Origin of the sequence: Bradyrhizobium aeschynomenes, from assembly GCF_013178945.1 — a bacterium.
GTDB classification, from domain to species: domain Bacteria; phylum Pseudomonadota; class Alphaproteobacteria; order Rhizobiales; family Xanthobacteraceae; genus Bradyrhizobium; species Bradyrhizobium aeschynomenes.
On record NZ_JABFDM010000005.1, the window covers coordinates 335,637 to 354,287 of the forward strand.

Below are 18,651 nucleotides of genomic sequence, written 5' to 3' on the forward strand. Positions count from 1 at the left end.
ACGGGAGCGACTATGGCTGTTGATGGGGGTCTCCGGCAAGGTGGTGGCGACGCGGTGGGATTTCTCTCGTCAAGGAGCGGGCGTCCGAGGCTCCGAGGATGGTCGTCGTGAACGGCCGCCCCGATCTGCAGCGAAGCGGCGAGGGCAACGCGCTGCTGCTGCGCGCGACCGGCGCATGGACCGCGCCCTTTGCGCCGTCGCTCGAGCGGCTCGTCGCGGATGCCGAGAAGCTCGCCGGCAAGAAGGTCGATGTCTCGATCGACGTCTCGCAGGTGGTCAAGCTCGATACGTTCGGGGCCTGGCTGATCGAGCGGCTGCGCCGCAGCTTCACGACCGGAACCGCGGAGCCGAGGATCGACGGCCTGTCCGCCAACTACGCCAGCCTGGTCGATGAGGTGCGCCGGGTCAGCGTCGCCGCCGATGGCGATGCGACCGCGCTGACCGTCACCAGCATGCTCAGCCAGATCGGCCGCAGCGTCGCCGGCATCTTCGGCACGGTGGCGGCGCTGATCGACATGCTCGGGGCGGTCATCGTCGCCGGCGGCCGGGTGCTCATCCATCCCCGTAGCTTCCGCCTGACCTCGACCATCCATCATCTCGAGCAGGTGTGCTGGCGCGCGGTGCCGATTATCGTGCTGATCACGTTCTTGATCGGCTGCATCATCGCCCAGCAGGGCATCTTCCATTTCCGAAGGTTCGGCGCCGACATCTTCGTCGTCGACATGCTCGGCGTGCTGGTGCTGCGCGAGATCGGCGTTCTGCTGGTGGCGATCATGATCGCCGGCCGCTCGGGCAGCGCCTACACGGCCGAGCTCGGCTCGATGAAGATGCGTGAGGAGATCGACGCGCTGCGCACCATGGGCTTCGATCCGATCGAGGTCCTGATCCTGCCGCGGATGCTGGCGCTGGTGATCGCTCTGCCGATCCTGTCCTTCCTCGGCGATATCGCGGCGCTCTATGGCGGCGGGTTGGTGGCCTGGTTCTATGGCGGCGTCGATCCCGAAGCCTTCCTGCTGCGCCTGCGCGATGCGATCTCGATTGATCATTTCACCGTCGGCCTGCTCAAGGCGCCGGTCATGGCGGCGGTGATCGGGATCGTTGCCTGCGTCGAGGGCCTCGCCGTGCAGGGCAGCGCCGAGTCGCTCGGGCGCCACACGACGTCGTCGGTCGTGAAGGGGATCTTCTTCGTCATCGTCATGGATGGCGTGTTTGCGATCTTCTTCGCAGCAGTCGGGATGTGAGTCGAGATGATGCAGGCGGTGTCCGATCCGATCATCCGCGTCCGCGACGTCACCGTGCAGTTCGGCAAGACACGCGTGCTCGACGGCCTCGATCTCGACGTCAAGCGCGGCGAGATCCTCGGCTTCGTCGGTCCATCCGGTGCAGGCAAGTCGGTGCTGACCCGCACCATCATCGGCCTCGTGCCGAAATTGTCGGGCAACATCGAGGTGTTCGGCGTCGACCTCGACGCCGCCGATCGTGCCGGTCGCCGGGCCGTCGAGCGGCGCTGGGGCGTGCTGTTCCAGCAGGGCGCGCTGTTCTCCTCGCTCACGGTGCGGCAGAACATCCAGTTTCCGGTCCGGGAATATCTCAAGGTCTCGCAGCGGCTGCTCGACGAGATCATGGTCGCCAAGCTGGTGATGGTCGGATTGCGGCCCGATGTTGCGGATCGTTTCCCGAGCGAGCTGTCCGGCGGCATGATCAAGCGCGTCGCGTTGGCGCGGGCTCTCGCGCTCGATCCGGAACTGGTGTTTCTCGATGAGCCGACCTCGGGTCTCGACCCGATCGGTGCCGGCGATTTCGACGAGCTGGTGCGCACTCTGCAGCGCACTTTGGGACTGACGGTTTTCATGGTAACCCATGATCTCGACAGCCTTTACACGGCCTGCGACCGCATCGCCGTGCTGGGCAACGGCAAGATCATTGCCGCGGGATCGATGGCCGACATGCAGGCCTCGGAGCATCCGTGGCTCAGGCAGTATTTCCACGGCAAGCGTGCACGCGCCGTGATGGGGTAGTGCGACGCGCCCCAGGGATGATTTTTGTGAGCGGGAGTGGAGCCTCCCGCGACTAAGCAGATGGGGGGTGCCGCGGTCCGGCGCCAACCGAGAGCGCACGGGAGCGGGGGCTGGGATCTTCGCGGCCACGTGCCGGTACCGGAGTTTGTAATGGAAACGCGGGCGAATTACGTCCTGATCGGATCGTTCACGTTGGCGGTGATCGCCGCGGCGGTCGGATTCGTCCTCTGGTTCCAGAGCCTGCACACCACCAAGCAGCGCAGCCCGCTCAGGGTCGTGTTCGAAGGCCCGGCCGCCGGATTGCGCAATGGCGGCAGCGTCAATTTCAACGGTATCCGGGTCGGCGAGGTCATCTCGGTCAAGCTCGACAATCCGCGCCGCGTCGTGGCGCTGGCGATGGTCGAGAACAACGCCCCGATCCGCAAGGACACCCTGGTCGGCCTCGAGTTTCAGGGCCTCACCGGCGTTGCCGCGATCGCGCTGAAGGGCGGCGAGGAGGCCGCGCCGCCGCCGCCGCTCGACGAGGACGGCGTTCCGCTGCTGCGCGCCGATCCGACCCGGTTGCAGGATGTCACCGAGGCGATCCGCGCCACCCTGCAGAACATCAACAAGGTGGTCGCCGACAACCAGGACGCCGTGAAGAACTCGATCAAGAACCTCGAGGTCTTTACCCAGTCGCTGGCCCGCAACTCCGAGCGCATCGATGGCGTCATGTCCCGTGTCGACGGCATCATGGGCAAGGCGGACACCTTGATGCTCGGCCTCAATTCGCTGGCCGGCGGCAAGGACGGCGGCGAACTGTTCCTGACGGTGAAGTCGATCCGCGAGCTTGCCGAGGATTTCGACAAGCGCTCCGGCGCGCTGATGGCAGATGGACGGCGGACGCTGTCCGACATCAGCCGAGCCGTGAACAATTTCGACCGCAATCCGACCCGGGTCCTGTTCGGGGCCAGCAACTCCAGCCCGAGCAACGCCCAGGCCTCGCAGCCCGCGCCCGCACCGCCCGCGACCGGGCGGCGGTGAGGCTCTGGCGAATAGCGAATTGGGAGTAGCGAATAGGGGCGCTTGAACCCGGCGGCCGCAGTGTGCCGATGGCTGCTCGTCTCCTGGTTCGACACCGCTTAGCCCTGTCGGATGCCGGGCGATGTACGCGTCGCCGGCAAGGTCGAGCGCAGGATGCGGTGGCGATCTCCAAGTGGCAGGGGCCGGGCGTGCGGATGCCGGGCCGAAACGAGCAAAGCCGAACAAGGCTTCATTGGATCTACGAAAGCGAAACGGAGGCCTCGCGGCCTCCGTTCGTCTGAGTTGCTCTCGATCTGTCGGTGGTGGGCTCGTCGCCATCGGCTATTCGCCACTCCCCGTTCGCTACTCGCCTCCCGTCACGCCAGCCGGCCGGCGGCGTGGGCGAGCAGGGTGTAGACCAGGCCGGTCTCCGAGGTCAGCTGCGTGCGCAGCGCCTGCGGATTGCGGTCATCGCGGGCGACCTCGTCGAGCAGCCGCTCGAATTCGGTGATGTAGCGGTCGACCGTCTGCTTGAAGGTGCGGTCGGCGCGATACTTGCGGGCGACCTCGTCGAACGCCTTCTGACCCGCCGGCGTGTAGAGGCGCTTGGAGAACGCCTTGGTCTCGCCGCGCTGATAACGGTCCCACATCTCGGCCGCGAGGTTGCGGTCCATCAGCCGGGCGATGTCGAGCGACAGCGATTCCAGCGGATTGCCGGGCTGCTGCGCCGGTCCGCGGCCACGCGGAGCCGGAGCCTGGGGCTGTCCGGCGGTGCTGTTGTCGGCGCGGTTGAGCAGGTCGGACAGCCAGTTGTCGCTGCGCTGATCGGCGACCGGGCCCATCGGCGGTGCTTCGACCCGGCGCGGCTGCGGTGGGGGCGGGGCTGGCGGCTGCATGCCGAGATCCGGCGGCGGGAGATTGGTGACGCTGGTGGCCGCAGGCTCGCGCAGGCGCATGTCTGTTCGGCCGCCGACGGCGGCCACCACCGGCTCCTCCTGACGCATCACGGCGGCAGGCGGCGCGACTGCGGCAGGACGCGCCGTGCTGACCACGTCGAGACCCCGACCATGATGTGCGACGATCCGGTTGAGCTCGGCGAGGGCCTCGATCTGGTCGACGATGACCTTGCGCATCTGCGCTGTGCTCTCGGCCGCCTCCTGCGGCATCTCCAGCACGCCGCGGCGCAGCTCGTTGCGCGTCGCTTCGAGCTCGCGATGCATTTCGGCGGTCATCTGCTTCATGCTCGACACCAGCGTCGCGAACCTCTCGGCCGACTGCTTGAACATCGCATCGGCTTCCTGCGTGCTCTGCTGGTAGATCTCCTGCATCTGCGACGTCGTGAGGCGGCGTTCCTCCTCCGCATTGGCGCGGATGGCTTCGAACTGGCGGCTGAGCGCGGTCGAGCCGGCGCCGGCCGTTTCCGCCACGACCCGGGCGATGTCGCGGGCCCGCTCCTCGGCGGCCGCGAGCGACTCGTCGAGCAGGGTGGTGAAGCGGGTCAGGCGCTGGTCGAGATCGGCGGTGCGAAGATCGATGGTGGTGACCAGCGATTCCAGCGTCGTCTTGCGATCCGAGATCGAGACCGTCGCATCGCGGTTGCTCTGCTCGACGATGGCGGCAGCCTCGATCAGGGCCTTGCCGTGGGCATCGAACTGGCTCGACAGCGATCCGAGATCCTCGAGCGCACGGGACGTCTTGGCGTTGAAGACGTTGAGCTGATCTTCGAGGGTCTGCGTCGCCGTGCCATTGCGCGACGTCACGTCGTTCATCGCGGTGACGAAATCGGCCACGCGGGCGACCAGCGCACGCTCCAGCGAGTTGAGATTGTCGTGGGCGCCGGTCAGCACCTCCTGCAGCAGGATGTTGCCCTCGCGCAGACGCTCGAACAGAGCGACGGTGTCGGTGCGCAGGATCTTGCTGGTCTCCTGCATCTCGGTGACGGCCGCCACCGAGACCTGGCGCGACTGCTCGATCGCGGCGCGCGAGGCCTGCTCGAGATCCTTCAGCGACTTGGTGATCGCCGTGGTCGCGAGCTCGCCGGCCGAGGTGATGGTGCGGGCGACCTCGGAGCCGTTGCCGTTCACGGTCTGGGCGAACGCCTGGCCGCGCATCTCGATCTGCTTCAGCGCATCGGTGGTGACGCGATCGATCTCGATCGTGAGCTGGTTGGTCTTCGAGTTGAGCGTCTCGACCAGCGTGCCGCGCTTGCCGTCGAGGATCTGCGACAGCCGCTCGCTCTGCTGCTGCACATAGGTGACGATCTCGTCGGTCTTGCCGGTCATGGCCGAGCCGAACGAGTTGCCGGCGGCGAGCACCGAGCGCTCGATCTCGGTCGAGGTCGACTTCACCCGCGTCGAGACCTCGTTGGAGGCCGCGACCAGCGCGCTCTGGGCATTGAGGGCGCTGCTCTGGATCGCGTCCGTCGTGTTGGCGGCGACCGTGTTGATCGAACGTTCGATCTCGGTCGAGATCGCCTTGAGCTGGCCGGCCGTGTCGGTGGAGGTCGCCGTGAGCACGCTCTGCGCTTCGCGGGCGCCGCTGACGATCACCGCGACGGTCTCGGTCGTGGTCGTGGTCAGCACCGCCTGGGCCTCGCGTGCGCTGCCGATCAGGGCCGCAGCGGTGTCCGCCGAGGTCGAGGTCAGCGACATCTGCGCCTGGCGTGCGCTGTTGAGGATCGAGGTCGCTGTGTCGGCGCCGACCGACGACAGCGTCCGCTCGACGTCCACGGCGAGCGACTTGACGTGCTCCGCCGCCTCGGTCGAGCTTGAGATCAGCTTGGACTGGACCTCACGGGCGCTGTCGATGATGACGGTGGCCGTGGTGGTGCCGACCGCGGCCAGTGTCCGCTCGACGTCGATCGCCAGCGACTTGACGTGGTCGGCGGCTTCGGTCGAGGCGCTCACCAGCTTGGACTGCACATCCCGCGCGCTGTCGACGATGGTCGCCGCGGTGTTGGTGCCGACGGCAGCGAGCGTGCGCTCGACATCGGCGGCCAACGACTTGACGTGATTGGCCGCTTCCGAGGACGCGCTGATCAGCGTGCTCTGCGCCTCGCGCGCGCCGCCGGTGATCGCCTCGGCGGTGGTCGTTCCCGCGATCGAGAGCGAGCGCTGGACGTCGACGGTGAGCACCTTGACCTGCTCGGCGGCCTCGTGGGAGGCGGCGAGCAGGGCGCTCTGGGCCTCGCGGGCACCGGCCGTGATCGTCTCCGCGGTCTCCGTGCCGGCGCTGGTCAGCGAACGCTGCACATCCGCCGCGAGCGATTTCACGTGCTCGGCTGCGTTGGAGGAGGCCGAGACCAGCGTGTTCTGGACCTCGCGGGCACCGGCCAGGATCGAGGCTGCCGTGGCCGAGCCTGCGGCCGTCAGCGCCTGCTCGACATCGGTGGCGAGCGACTTCACGTGGATTGCGGCATCGGAGGAGGCCGAGACCAACGTGTTCTGGACCTCGCGGGCACCGGCGAGGATCGAGGCCGCGGTGGTCGAGCCCGCTGCCGTGAGCGTGCGCTCGACATCGGCCGACAGCGACTTGATCTGCTCGGCGGTCTCGCCGGAGGCCGTGACCAGGGCGGCCTGGGCCTCGCGTGCGCTGGTCAGGATGGAATTGGCGGCATTGCTGCCGGCGCCGGTGAGGGCACGCTCGACCTCGGCAGAGGTATTCTTCAATTGCGAGCCGACGTCCGTCGACACGTTGAGCAGCGCCTCCTGCGCCGTGCGGGCGCCGGTCTGGATGGTCTCGCTGGTGTTGACCACGAGGTTGGTCAGCGCGCGCTCGGCATCCTCGACATGCGACTTGATGCTGGCGGACAGCAGCTCGGCGCGGGTCATCAGTTCGTCGCTGGCCTGGCGGCCGCTGCTCTCGATGCGGCCGGCCACGGCCTCGACGCGTGAGCCGAGGAGGTCCTCGAACTGCGACACGCGATGGTCGATCTCGGTGGCGATCGAGCCGACCCGGGTCTCGATGCCCTGATGGATGTCCTGGAAGCGGGCGGTGACGGCTTCGGTCAGCTCGAAGCTGCGGCCGTCGATGATGTTCGACAGGCTGACGATGCGCTGATCGATCGCCTCCAGCGCCTTGTCGGTGCCGTCGGTGAGCGAGGAGGTCAGGATGTTGAGGCGGGAATCGATCGACTGGATCGCCTGGGCCGAGCCATCGGTCAGCGAGGAGGTCAGCACGGTCAGCCGCGAGTCGATGGCGTGCAGCACCTGCGCCGCACCGTCGGTCAGCGAGTTCGACAGCGTTCCGAGCCGGCCCTCGATGGTCGAAGTGACAGAGGTCGCCCGGCTGTCGAAGTTCTCCTCGAGCGACTTGAGGCGGCCCTCGACGCTGTCGTCGAAGGTCTTGATCTTCGAATCCAGCGAGGAATCGAATGTGGTGATGCGGGCCTGCAGATTGGTCTCGAACTGGCTCAGCCGCTGGTCCAGCGTCGCCGTGATCTCACCGCTGTTGGACGACAGACGGGTGTCGAAACTGTCGACATAGGTCTTGAGATTGTCGGAGATCTCCTGGGTCCGCTGGCCCATGCGCTCGACGATCTCGCCGCCATAGGTTTTCACGGTGCGATCGAACTCGGTGATGTGCCGGGTGATCAGCGCGCCCAGGGTCGAGCTGTCGCGGGCAAAACGTTCGGCGAGCTCGGTGCCCTGGTTCTTCACCAGCTCGTCGAAGGCGCTGATCTGCATCGACAGCGTGTCGTGCGTGCTCTCGGTCTGGCTGACGACCTTGGCGACCAGCGAGTTGACGGTCGCGTCGAGCGACTCGCTCGCCTTCTCGCCCGACGTGACGATGTGGCCCGACAGGCGCTGGCTCGCCTCGTCGATCTTGGTGACGAGGTCGCCGCTGCGCAGCTCGAGCTCCAGCAGCAGGGAGTCGCCGGACGCCTTGAGCGAATCGTGGACCTGCTCGGTGCGGACTGAAATGCCGTCGACGATCGCGGCCGTGCGCTGCTCGAACTCGTTGGTGATCCGGTCGATGCGCTCATTGAGCATCTCGTGGACGCGGTCGGACAGATCGGCGAACTCGTCGTGGACGTGGCCGGTCTTGAAATTGAGGCTGGTCGTCAGCCGCTCGGAGGCGTCGAGCACGGCGCGGGTGGTCTCGGCGCTCGCTTCTTCGAGACGGTCCAGGAGATCGCCGCCACGCTCGCCGAGCGCGAGGATCATGTTGTCGCCGGCATTGCTGAGCGCAGCCGTGATGTGGGCGCCGCGCTCCTCGAGCGCGCCGGTGATGCTCTTGGCGACCTCATCGACGCGCGAGGCGATCGCGTCCGAGATCAGTGCGATGTCGTGGCGCAGGTCGATCTGCACGCCGGAGATGGCGCTGCGGACCTGCTCGGCCTGGCCGACCAGGTTGTCGCGCTGATGGGCGATGTCCTGGAGGAGGGCGCGGATACGCACCTCGTTGTCGCTGTAGGCGCGTTCGAGCGCGGCGACCTCGTTGGCGACCAGCATCTCGAGCTCGCCGGCGCGCGCGATCGCGCGCTCGACGCCGTCGCCCATCGCCGCAACCTCGCGGCGGATGGCCTGGCCGACGGTCACGATGGAATCGCTGACGGCGCCCTCCGGCTCGGAGAAGCGGATCGCGACCTGCGCCATCGACTGCGCGATCATGCGCAGCTCCTGGCCGCGCCAGGCGAGACTCGCCAGGAAATAGAACAGCAGGACGGGGGCGAAGAACACCGCGGCAAGGCCGGCGAGCACCAGCACGCCGCCGCTCTGGCCGATCACGGCCTGCAACGACGGCAGGAAGCCGATCGTGAGCAGGGCACAGCCGACGATCCAGATGCCTGCAAACACGGTTGCCAGGGTATAGACGCCGCGCGAGGGGCGGCCCTTCTGGATCGCCTGCAGCAGCTGGCCGATGGTCTCGCGGTCGTCATTGGCCGGCCGGCGAGCGGCAAGCGGCGGCGGCTCGATCTCGTCCAGGCTGCGGTTGTCGACGCCCGGACGGGAGTCGAACGAATCGAAAGCGGATCCGCCGGTCGGCATGACCGGCGGCGCCCCGTCAGCGTGGACCGGGCCCTGCGAGTCCTGGGGCGCGGACGTATCGCTGATGTTCAAAGCCTCCTGAATGGCGGACAGCGCAACTTCAGTCGGGTCTTTGACCTTTTTGGGGGTGTTCGCCATGTTGAGTCCGAGCCCTCGTCTTAATTTCGTTCCGGCAAGCCGCGTACGAGTACCCCCTCGCCGCGCTCGAACCGGACGTCATCCCTCGCAGGCACCAGGGGTGGCAAATTCCGCCAGGTGACCCACTCCATCCGGGGATCATCCTATTGGCTGTGCCTGTTGAAAGAAATGGCCGTGGTTAAGAGATTCTTAATCATCGTTAACAGCAGCCGCCGTTAACACTTTAGAAGGTCTGCGAATTCCGGTTTCGGCCGTGATTGGGGCGGAGCCGGGTCAAAATCGCGGCAAACCCGCGGCAATTGGGACGGTAACAATGCATTAACCATTGTCGTGCTTGGGTTACCACAGGGGCGCGACGCGCGCCCGCCGGACCGGATGACTGCCATGATTCCCGACCTGTCACGGATCGAATGGATGCCCTCGCCCCCGCTGGTTCCCGACGACGGGCCGATCAGCCTCGACCTTCTCAGGCGCATGACCCTCGGCGACACCGACCTCGAGCGTGAAGTGCTCGCGATGTTCTCGACCCAGGCCGTCCGCCTGCTGGAGCGGCTGCAGGTGCTGCCCGAGGATGCCGCCTCTGTCGCCCACACCCTGAAGGGCTCCGCCCGGGCCATCGGCGCGCTCGATGTCGCCGACGCGGCCGAAGGGCTCGAAGCGGCGCTGCGGACAGGCGATCCGGCCGATGCGCTGGCCTGGCTCGGCACGGCCGTGGCACAGGCCCGAGCGGCCATTTCCGACATGCTCGGCGCGGCCTGACGGGCCGTCCACGGCACTAGCGCGGAGCGGAGCGGTCCGTTATAGGACAGCCCGACCTCATTCCCTGCGCAGCACGAGCACACATGGCCAAGATCACCTTTGTCGACCATACCGGCGAATCCCGAACCGTTGACATCGAGAACGGCGCGACCGTGATGGAAGCGGCGATCCGCAACGCCATTCCGGGCATCGAGGCCGAATGTGGCGGCGCCTGTGCCTGCGCGACCTGCCATGTCTATGTCGACGAAGCCTGGCGCGAGAAGGTCGGCCCGCCGACCCCGATGGAAGAGGACATGCTCGATTTCGGTTACGACGTGCGGCCGAATTCCAGGCTCTCCTGCCAGATCAAGGTCTCCGACGAGCTCGACGGTCTCGTCGTCGCGACGCCCGAGCGTCAGGCCTGATCGTCGGGGCGTCGCGCGCATCTTCTGCTGACATCTCCTTTGAAATTTCGCCGCGCGGTCTATGCCGCCGGCGTGAGTGTGACGCCATGGCGAGCCCAGGGCCGTAGCGCCGCGACGACCTGCTCGGTCAGCGGCGCCGGCTTGCGCGTCACCTCGTCGATCAGCACCATCACGGCGGTGGCCGAGGCCACGCAGCTCCCGTCCGAGAACACGACCTGCTCGCAGGTCACCGATGTCCGCCCCAGCTTCACGACACCCAGACCCAGCTCGATTGCGCCCGGCCAGCGCAGCTCGGCGCGGAAATGCATGTCGAGCCGCACCATGATCCAGGCAAGCCCCCGCTGGGTCAGGCCATGGCGCGGGTCCTTCATCAAGGTCACCCGGCCGGTCTCGAAATACGTCGCATAGACCGCGTTGTTGACGTGCTGGTTGGGATCGAGGTCGCCGAAGCGGACATTATCCGTGAGGCGATAGGGGAAGTCCTCGAGCCGTGGCGCGTGGTCGTGGCGGGCCGTCTCTGTCACCGATTGATCTCCATCATTCATGCTCCCTTCAAACCTCGCTACGCTTGCCGCCGCAAGCCGCGGGCGCGCGCGAGGGGCGGCTTTTGTGCCTTCCCTGCGACCGCCCCGTTGGCTACAAATTCGGAACCGCCACCTGCCGCCATCCTCCGAGCGGCGCCTCCAACGAGAAGAGCGACATGAGCGAAGCGATCAAGACCGATGTGCTGATCATTGGCGCGGGCCCCTGCGGACTGTTTGCCGTGTTTGAACTGGGGCTGCTCGACATCAAGGCGCATCTGATCGACATCCTCGACAAGGTCGGTGGCCAGTGCGCCGAGCTGTATCCGGAGAAGCCGATCTACGACATTCCCGGCGTGCCGATGGTGACGGGGCAGGGCCTCACCGATCAACTGATGGAACAGATCAAGCCGTTCAGCCCGACCTTCCACCTCGGCGAGATGGTCTTGAGCGTCGAGAAGATCGGCGATCCCGGTTTCCGCGTCACCACCGATGCCGGCAAGGTGTTCGAATGCAAGGTCGTGGTGATCGCCGCCGGCGGCGGCTCGTTCCAGCCGAAGCGTCCGCCGGTGCCGGGCATCGAGGCCTACGAAGGCACCTCGGTATTCTATGCCGTGCGCAAGATGGAACAGTTCCGCGACAAGCATGTCGTCATCGTCGGCGGCGGTGACTCCGCGCTCGACTGGACGCTCAATCTGCACCCGATCGCGAAGCGCATCACGCTCATTCACCGCCGCGACGACTTCCGTGCCGCGCCCCACAGCGTCGAGCAGATGCGCGCGCTCGTCGCTGCCGGCAAGATGGATCTGCGCATCGGCCAGGTGACCGCGCTCGAAGGCGCCAATGGTCAGCTCTCGGCGGCGACCATCAAGGGCAACGACAATGCCGTCGAGACCATTCCCTGCGAGATGATGCTGCCGTTCTTCGGCCTGACGATGAAGCTCGGCCCCGTCGCCGAGTGGGGCCTCGCGCTCGAGCACAATCTCATTCCCGTCGAGACCTCGGCATTCGAGACCTCCGTGCCCGGCATCTTCGCGATCGGCGACATCAATACCTATCCCGGCAAGATCAAGCTGATCCTGTGCGGCTTCCACGAGGGCGCGCTGATGGCGCAGAAGGCGCACCGCTACGTGTATCCGGAGAAGCGGCTGGTGTTCCAGTACACGACGTCGTCGTCGAGCCTGCAGAAGAAGCTCGGCGTCAACTAATTCGTTCGCGGAATGGAACCCGGCACCGTCACACCAACTCAAATGTGAAGAAATGTTTCCTGCGCGTGCCGGTTTCACCGGCGCGCCAGACCTGTTATGGGCTGGAAGGAGCTGCGAAACGGCCGTACTGTGCGGCCATTCATTTTGTGACTTGGTCAAGGTGAGATGATGATGCGCAATGCGTTTCCCCGACTTCGGCTGGTGCCTGGCGTAACGACGCTCGCGGTCGGCGCGCTCGTCATTGCCGGTGCGCTGCTGACGCGGCCGGCGCTCGCGGCGGAGCCGACCGCGGCCGGGCTGTGGCAGAAGGTCGAGGATGGCAGGCCCGTCGGCTGGTTTCTCTTCATCGACCACGACGGCGTGTTCGAAGGCGTGATCGCCAAGACGTTTCCGCGCCCCGGCGACAATCCGAACGAGGTCTGCGCCAAGTGCACCGACGACCGCAAGAATGCGCCGGTGCTCGGTATCTCCTTCGTGCGCGACATGAAGCGCGAAGGTTTGAAATACGAAGGCGGCAATGTTCTCAATCCGCGCGACGGTAACATCTGGAAGGCCAACATGAAGGTCAGCCCGGACGGCCAGTCGCTGACCTTGCGCGGCTATCTCGGTTTCTCGCTGCTCGGCAAGGACGAGACCTGGACGCGTCTGCCGGACACCAACATGGCGCAGATCGATCCCGCGATCCTCGCGAAGTATCTCCCGGCCCAGGCGACGACGGCGACCGCGCCAGGATCGAAGCAGGCACCGCCGATGATGAAGAAGCCGGCGCCGGCGAAGTAGTTTGCGGCTGGCCCGCATTTCATCTCCGCTCGCGATGGACATGCTGTCGCGATCTCGCGACGCAGGCGTCCGAGTTGCGAAGGCTGAGTTCGGCCCTCCGAAGTGAGAGGGCGCAGGGAATGCCGGGTGAGGGCCTCACCCATGGCCCGCCTGCTGAAAAAATGCAGGCGGCAGGAACCACAGGCAAAGCCGGTTCAACCGGCATTCCCTGCACGATGGCTTGACGGCTTATACGTACTCTCCCCGGGGACCGGGCTGTCTTGCCCCCGTCACGGGCGGATCATCGCCACCCGCTTGGCACCAGCGTCGGGATGCCAGGACCATACGACTTCACCGTGCGCCACCGCTCGTTCGTCGACGTGATCGGGATCACGCTGCGACCGGCGGCGCCCACCGCATCCCACGCTCTACGCTCGTGACGACCGCGAACCGCCCCTCTCATGAGCACGGGATGCGCCAAGAGAGCATGGTTTCTGGAAAAGAGAAATGAAATTCTTTCGTCCGGCGGGACTGGACAATGGTGATCTGTCTGAGACCGCACGCGAATTTAATGTCCTGGCGCAGCCCGTCGCAGCCTGATCAGGGTGCGCGACGGTCTGTTAGTTCGATCCGCGGTGGCGAAATCGCGCCCGACGGGCGACTCGCTGACATCAGCGACGAGATGCCGGTCCGACCGGCGCGCTACTGCCTGACCACGCCTGCCGGAGGCAGCGGCTGGATGGTCACGTTGGCTTCGACCGCATCGAGGTTGAGCACCTGTGCGGCGGCCGGAAACGCCGCATCGGCCATCGCCGCGTGGCCTTCCGCGGTCGGGTGCACGGCGCCGCCATAGACCGCGGACAGCACGCCCCAGCTCGCATCGTGGATGTCGGCAGGCTGCATCGCCGCCGGCAGCCCCTGCGGATAGGTCATGGCCGAGAAGTAGCTGTCATTGGCGTCGCGGATCCAGCGCGCGCGCGGCAGATAGGGACGATACTCGCTGGCGCCGCGGCCGCACAGCAGCGGCTCGTTGGCGGCGCTGACGATGTTCGAGTCGAAGCTCTCGCCATTGGCGGAGAAGCATTCGCGGTCGAACGGCGGATCCTGCGGCGAGCGGGCGCAGAAGCCATGATCGGCGAACGCGGCCTGATGCGCATCGACGAAGGTCATCCGGTCGGCACGCGGGTCGCGGCAGAGGATGCCGGCGGTGCACTGCGCGAGTCCGCGCAACGTCGGCAGGAATTCGTTCTCGACGAAGCCGGCCACGTTGGCGAGCCGCTGCGGATTGGCGTTGAAGGAGGGATGAACCTCGAAGCCGGCCGGACCGCCGCGACAGGGCGTGCCCGGGCCGCTCAGCGCCGGGTTGCCATAGGAGGTGTAGACGACGTGCGAGAGGTCGCCGACCAGCGGCTTGAGCGCCTCGCGCAGCTTGGCAAAGCCCTGCGGCAGGTCGCGCGCCAGCTCGCTGCGCGATTCCTCGACCGAGCCGATCACGCCGGAGCGCTTGAACAGCGTGCGCTCGGTGGGCGTATCGACGATGACGTCGGCGACGAGACCGGAGAAGTTGATGTCGTTGGCGCCGATCGACAGCAGCACCAGATCGAGCTTGCGGTCCGGCTGGCGGCGTTTGGCCGCGGTCAACGCATCGCGCAGCTCGCCGAGCTGGCCGTTGACGCCGCCGGCGCAGGTCGCCACCGAGCGGCCGGGAAGGCATTCGCGCGCGCGCTGGCTGCCGAACAGGCCGTCGGCGATGGTGGCGCCGGTGCAGGCGAGCGGCAGATAGGTGACGGCGACGTGCGGGTAGCGCACCGCAAGCGCCAGCGCGGTGCGGGTCTGGTAGCTGTACAGCGAGCGGTGGCAGGCGGCATTGAACCAGACCGCGCTGTGCTTCTGCCAGTTCTGCAGGGTGTCCGGCGCCTCGCAGGCGCGGCCACCCTTGAAGCCGGCGCGGCTCGGCCGATAATATTGCGCGGACGGACCGCCGAGATAGGAGCGGAAGCAGAAGCCTTCGTCGGCCAGCGCGATCGGACGGTCCGGATTGCCCTCGCCGGAGGCGATGCTGTCGCCGAGCCCGGCGATGAAGACGTCGCGCACCTGGATCCCGGTCGAGACCTGCCGCGTGCCTTCCGGGCTGGTGACGTCGACGGATGCGACGGTCTGCCTGCCATAGCGGACGCGCAGATTGACCGGCTCGGCGCAGTCGAAGGTCGAGGTCTGCGGCCCATCGCCGTCGTCGAACGACCACGCGCAGGTGGCGCCGACCGGCACCGGGCCGGTCAGGCGCACCGTGACCGGATGGTCGATCGGCGTCAGATAGCTTTCCTTGACGTTGTCACGTGTGCACGGCTCGTTGACGCGGCCTGCGAGGTCGATGCACAGCCGGTTGACGACGTTGCGCGCCCAGCCGCGGCCGTCGCTCTGGATGCTCAGTCCCTGCTCGGCGGAAAGGATGGAGCGGTCGCGCGTGCTCTCGACGTGGAGCAGGAAGTCGCGCTCCTCGCGGAACAGGCGGAAGCGGTTGCGGACCTCCCAGCTGATCTGCAGCGGTGCTGCGTCCAGCTGAGCGGCGGCCTCGGTCGCGGCGAGAGGCGCAAGCAGGCCGCCCAGGACGCAGGCGGCGAGCATCGGTCGAGAGAGAAATCGGGTCATGCGCCAGGATTCACGTGAGCGATGGGGCGGAAATAAGAGGGCGGCTGGCAACGTCAACCGCGCCATCACAAACGGTCGTTGGAAGCGCCGAGTCAACCTTGCGAGTGGCGCTTGATCCGTTGCGGAACCGGGGCGGTCGCCGTCGCGGCGGCGCGCTTGGCGGCGATCTCGTCCGAGACGGCCGCTTGCAGCCGGCGCCGCTCCTGCCATGGCTTGACGACGTTGAGCCAGAGTTCCCGGACCCCCATGATCGAGATCGCGATGGCGAACGGGATCACGAAATACAGGACGCGGAAGACCAGCAGGGTGGCGAGCAGTTGCTCGCGTCCGAACTGCGGCAGCGCCACCAGCATCGCGGCATCGAACACGCCGATGCTGCCGGGTGCGTGGCTGGCGAAGCCGAGCAGGGTCGCGAGGATGAACACCACCGACAGCGAGAGGAAGTCGATCGGCGGGTTGGCCGGGACGAGCAGGTACATCGCGAGCGCACAGAAGCCGAGATCGACGACGCCGATCAGGATCTGCACCAGTGTCAGCTGGGCGGAGGGCAGCACCACCTTCCAGCCGTTCTGGCCGAGCTGGCGGCGGTTCTTGCCGGCGGTCAGCCAGCCGAGATAGGCGAAGATCGCGCCGAGGATGCCGATCGCGATCAGCTGGTTCACCGCCGGCGGCAGCTGGTCCATCGATGTGGCGGCGGCCGGATGCAAGGTCATGCCGATGCCCAGCACGAACAGGTTGCCGAGCCAGAAGGTCAGACCCGACAGGAAGCAGATCTTGGCGACGTCGATCGCCGACAGGCCGTAATCCGAATAGATCCGGAAGCGGATGGCACCGCCGGTGAACACGGTGGCGCCGATGTTGTGGCCGATCGAATAGCTGGTGAAGGCGCTCATCGCCGCGATGCGATAAGGCACGTGTTTCTTGCCAATCGTTCGCAGCGCAAAATAGTCATAGAACGTCAGCGTGCAGAACGCGCCGACCACACACAAGGCGGCGAGCGCGATGTGACCGGGCGGGATCTCGGTCAGCGCCGTCAGGATGACGCTGCCGTCGACGCCCTTCAGGGTGCGCACGAGCGTGGTGATCGCGAAGGCGATGATCGCAAGGCTCGCTGCAATCCCCAGCCGCTTCCAGCCGATCCATTTCTTGAAGCCACGCGAGAGCGTGGTCAGCAGGCGCTGCATTCATCCTCCCGGCGGGGCGGCACTAGATCTTGGAGACGGGACAAAACCATTGAACGATGAGGGCGGGCAATCCGTGACAGCCTGTTCCTTAAGCTAAAACGCACGCTTTGTGCAGTCCTTGACACAGCGCAGCCCCGGCGTCGATCCGCGGGTCTGTCACACTCCAGTCACATAGCTGGGCCGCCTTAGTTCGGTCCCATTGGTTACCCGCCAGGAAAGTTCACGTCGCGAGGTTCCGGCGGTCGTGTCGCCGCGGGCCGGAACAACGGACGCGTCACCCGGTTAGCCGCCCGCGGGGGTAGCGAACATGGCCACGATCGGTCGGGGAAGGCAAGCCATGTTCCGAACCAAGAGGACAAGTGGCAAATGGGACTCTTCACCAAGGACATCAAGACGATGAACGACCTGTTCGTTCATCAGCTGCAGGACATCTATTACGCCGAGAACCAGCTGATCAAAGCGCTGCCCAAGATGGCCGACAAGGCGACCGATCAGCAGCTCAAGCAGGGCTTCCTCACGCATCTCGACGAGACGCGGACGCATGTAAAGCGGCTCGAGCAGGTGTTCGAGATGCACGGCATCGCGCCGAAGGCAGTCGACTGCCCGGCGATCGACGGCATCATCGAGGAGGCCGAGGAGGTCGCCGGCGAGGTGGCCGACAAGACCGTGCTCGACGCCGCCTTGATCAATGCCGGGCAGGCGGCCGAGCACTACGAGATCACCCGCTATGGCAGCCTGATCGCCTGGGCCAAGCAGCTCGGCCGCAGTGATTGCGCGGCCGTGCTGCAGAAGACGCTCGACGAGGAGAAGGCGACCGACATGAAGCTCACCAAGCTCGCCGAGACCACCGTCAATTTGCGTGCGGCCAGCTGATCGCGCCGCACGACTTGATGAGGCAAAACGCCGCGCGGAAGCACCGCGCGGCGTCGTCATTTCGGATGGGGTGATCAGCTCTTGCGCAGGGCGAAATTGGCGCCGCAGAACGCCATCAGGGCGCCGAGGCAGAGCGCGGCAAGACCCGCCAGCACACCGGAGGCCGACGGCACCGGGCTCGGTCCGGAGATCGCCTGGCCGATGCCGGCCAGCATCAGCACCCCGACCACGACGAGGAAGTTGCGTGCACGCTGCGGGATCTCGCCAGACACCGCGCTGTGCATGATGTTGGCGATGAAATAGCCGCTCGAGAAACCGACGGTCGCGATCAGCCACCAGGCGATCGCCGAGCCGGCCGGCATGAAGGCACCATCGCTCTGCCACAGGCCGCCGAGATCGAGCCCGTAGCGGGCGCCGAGCATGTGCACGGCCAGCGCCAGCAGCACGCCTGCGGCCATCGCGCCGGCCAGGATCAGGTGGCGCGGAAAATGGATCGTTTCGCTCATCGTTCGTTTGTAGGATAAGGCGCCTGACCCACGCAACAGGACCGCCCCATTTCCGTACCGACACCATCCGATGCGCCGATCGGCTACGCCTACAAGGCGTCTCTGATCGGCTCCGCCCAGGAGTTCGAGCTGACCGAGCAGGGCCTGTCGTGGCGGTTCGCCGGCCACGCCGGGGTATGGCCTTATGCCGACATCGCCGCGATCCGGCTGTCCTACCGGCCGGTGTCGATGCAGGCCAAGCGCTTCCGCGCCGAGATCACGCATCGTGACGGCCGGCGGCTGAACCTCATCTCGACCACCTGGCAGACCGTGACCCTGATGGTGCCGCAGAGCGAGGCCTACAGGACCTTCATCCTTGCCTTGCATGCGCGGCTCGCGGCCGCAGGCAGCACGGCGCGGCTGACCGGCGGCCTTGGCCGTACCGTCTATACCGCGTCGATGATGGTGATGGCGGTGTTGACTGCAGCCATGGCCGCGCTTCTGGTGCGCGCGCTCGCCATCGCCGAATGGTCGGGAGCGCTGTTCCTGATCGGCTTCGCCGCGCTGTTCGCCTGGCAGGTCGGCGGCTTCGTGATCCGCAACAAGCCGCAGACCTACAGCTTCGCCGACATTCCGCGGGCGCTGCTGCCCTGATCACGCG

General features: G+C 66.6%; 14 protein-coding genes. 9 read left to right on the forward strand and 5 right to left on the reverse strand.

The window, feature by feature from the left end; genetic code table 11:
• Nucleotides 1–107 precede the first annotated feature (107 nt).
• From HL666_RS17185 to HL666_RS17195, 3 genes are all read left to right on the forward strand, one after another.
• Nucleotides 108–1,241, forward strand: a complete 1,134-nt coding sequence (locus HL666_RS17185) for an MlaE family ABC transporter permease (RefSeq protein WP_172115055.1) — start codon at nucleotides 108–110, stop codon at nucleotides 1,239–1,241.
• 6 nt (nucleotides 1,242–1,247) lie between these two features.
• A complete protein-coding gene (locus HL666_RS17190; protein WP_172115057.1) occupies nucleotides 1,248–2,018 on the forward strand; it encodes an ABC transporter ATP-binding protein in 771 nt (256 codons plus the stop codon).
• Between the two features lie 150 nt (nucleotides 2,019–2,168).
• Nucleotides 2,169–3,041 carry an MlaD family protein gene (locus tag HL666_RS17195; RefSeq protein ID WP_172115059.1) on the forward strand — a complete coding sequence of 291 codons (873 nt, stop codon included), beginning with the start codon at nucleotides 2,169–2,171 and terminating at the stop codon, nucleotides 3,039–3,041.
• 356 nt (nucleotides 3,042–3,397) lie between these two features.
• Here HL666_RS17195 and HL666_RS17200 read toward each other — a convergent pair whose 3' ends face one another.
• Nucleotides 3,398–9,148, reverse strand: a complete 5,751-nt coding sequence (locus HL666_RS17200; RefSeq protein WP_172115061.1) for an apolipoprotein A-IV repeat region-like domain-containing protein — start codon at nucleotides 9,146–9,148, stop codon at nucleotides 3,398–3,400.
• Nucleotides 9,149–9,532: 384 nt separating this feature from the next.
• On the opposite strand from HL666_RS17200, the gene HL666_RS17205 reads away from it, so the two are divergent.
• Nucleotides 9,533–9,907: an Hpt domain-containing protein gene (locus tag HL666_RS17205; protein ID WP_172133058.1), complete on the forward strand. Its 375-nt coding sequence runs from the start codon at nucleotides 9,533–9,535 to the stop codon at nucleotides 9,905–9,907.
• An 83-nt stretch (nucleotides 9,908–9,990) separates the two neighbouring features.
• Nucleotides 9,991–10,311: a 2Fe-2S iron-sulfur cluster-binding protein gene (locus HL666_RS17210; RefSeq protein WP_172115065.1), complete on the forward strand. Its 321-nt coding sequence runs from the start codon at nucleotides 9,991–9,993 to the stop codon at nucleotides 10,309–10,311.
• A 59-nt stretch (nucleotides 10,312–10,370) separates the two neighbouring features.
• Here HL666_RS17210 and HL666_RS17215 read toward each other — a convergent pair whose 3' ends face one another.
• On the reverse strand, nucleotides 10,371–10,835 hold the full coding sequence (locus HL666_RS17215; protein ID WP_172115068.1) for an acyl-CoA thioesterase: 465 nt from the start codon (nucleotides 10,833–10,835) through the stop codon (nucleotides 10,371–10,373).
• 176 nt (nucleotides 10,836–11,011) lie between these two features.
• Between HL666_RS17215 and HL666_RS17220 the strand changes: the two genes are divergently transcribed.
• Nucleotides 11,012–12,040, forward strand: a complete 1,029-nt coding sequence (locus tag HL666_RS17220; protein ID WP_172115071.1) for an NAD(P)/FAD-dependent oxidoreductase — start codon at nucleotides 11,012–11,014, stop codon at nucleotides 12,038–12,040.
• Nucleotides 12,041–12,211: 171 nt separating this feature from the next.
• Entirely contained in the window at nucleotides 12,212–12,820 is a 609-nt protein-coding gene (locus tag HL666_RS17225; protein WP_172115073.1) for a DUF2147 domain-containing protein, read from the forward strand.
• Between the two features lie 681 nt (nucleotides 12,821–13,501).
• Here the strand turns inward: HL666_RS17225 and HL666_RS17230 are convergent.
• Together HL666_RS17230 and HL666_RS17235 are read right to left on the reverse strand one after the other, a co-directional pair.
• Nucleotides 13,502–15,448, reverse strand: a complete 1,947-nt coding sequence (locus HL666_RS17230) for an SGNH/GDSL hydrolase family protein (protein WP_246741556.1) — start codon at nucleotides 15,446–15,448, stop codon at nucleotides 13,502–13,504.
• A 92-nt stretch (nucleotides 15,449–15,540) separates the two neighbouring features.
• The gene (locus tag HL666_RS17235) at nucleotides 15,541–16,632 is read right to left on the reverse strand and encodes a lysylphosphatidylglycerol synthase transmembrane domain-containing protein (RefSeq protein ID WP_172115076.1); all 1,092 of its coding nucleotides are present in this window, start codon (nucleotides 16,630–16,632) and stop codon (nucleotides 15,541–15,543) included.
• A gap of 366 nt (nucleotides 16,633–16,998) precedes the next feature.
• Between HL666_RS17235 and HL666_RS17240 the strand changes: the two genes are divergently transcribed.
• Nucleotides 16,999–17,505, forward strand: a complete 507-nt coding sequence (locus HL666_RS17240) for a YciE/YciF ferroxidase family protein (RefSeq protein WP_172115079.1) — start codon at nucleotides 16,999–17,001, stop codon at nucleotides 17,503–17,505.
• Nucleotides 17,506–17,579: 74 nt separating this feature from the next.
• Here the strand turns inward: HL666_RS17240 and HL666_RS17245 are convergent, their stop codons facing one another.
• Complete coding sequence (locus HL666_RS17245; RefSeq protein ID WP_172115082.1) at nucleotides 17,580–18,011, reverse strand: hypothetical protein; 432 nt, start codon at nucleotides 18,009–18,011, stop codon at nucleotides 17,580–17,582.
• A 48-nt stretch (nucleotides 18,012–18,059) separates the two neighbouring features.
• On the opposite strand from HL666_RS17245, the gene HL666_RS17250 reads away from it, so the two are divergent.
• Entirely contained in the window at nucleotides 18,060–18,644 is a 585-nt protein-coding gene (locus tag HL666_RS17250) for a hypothetical protein (RefSeq protein WP_172115105.1), read from the forward strand.
• Nucleotides 18,645–18,651: the final 7 nt, after the last annotated feature.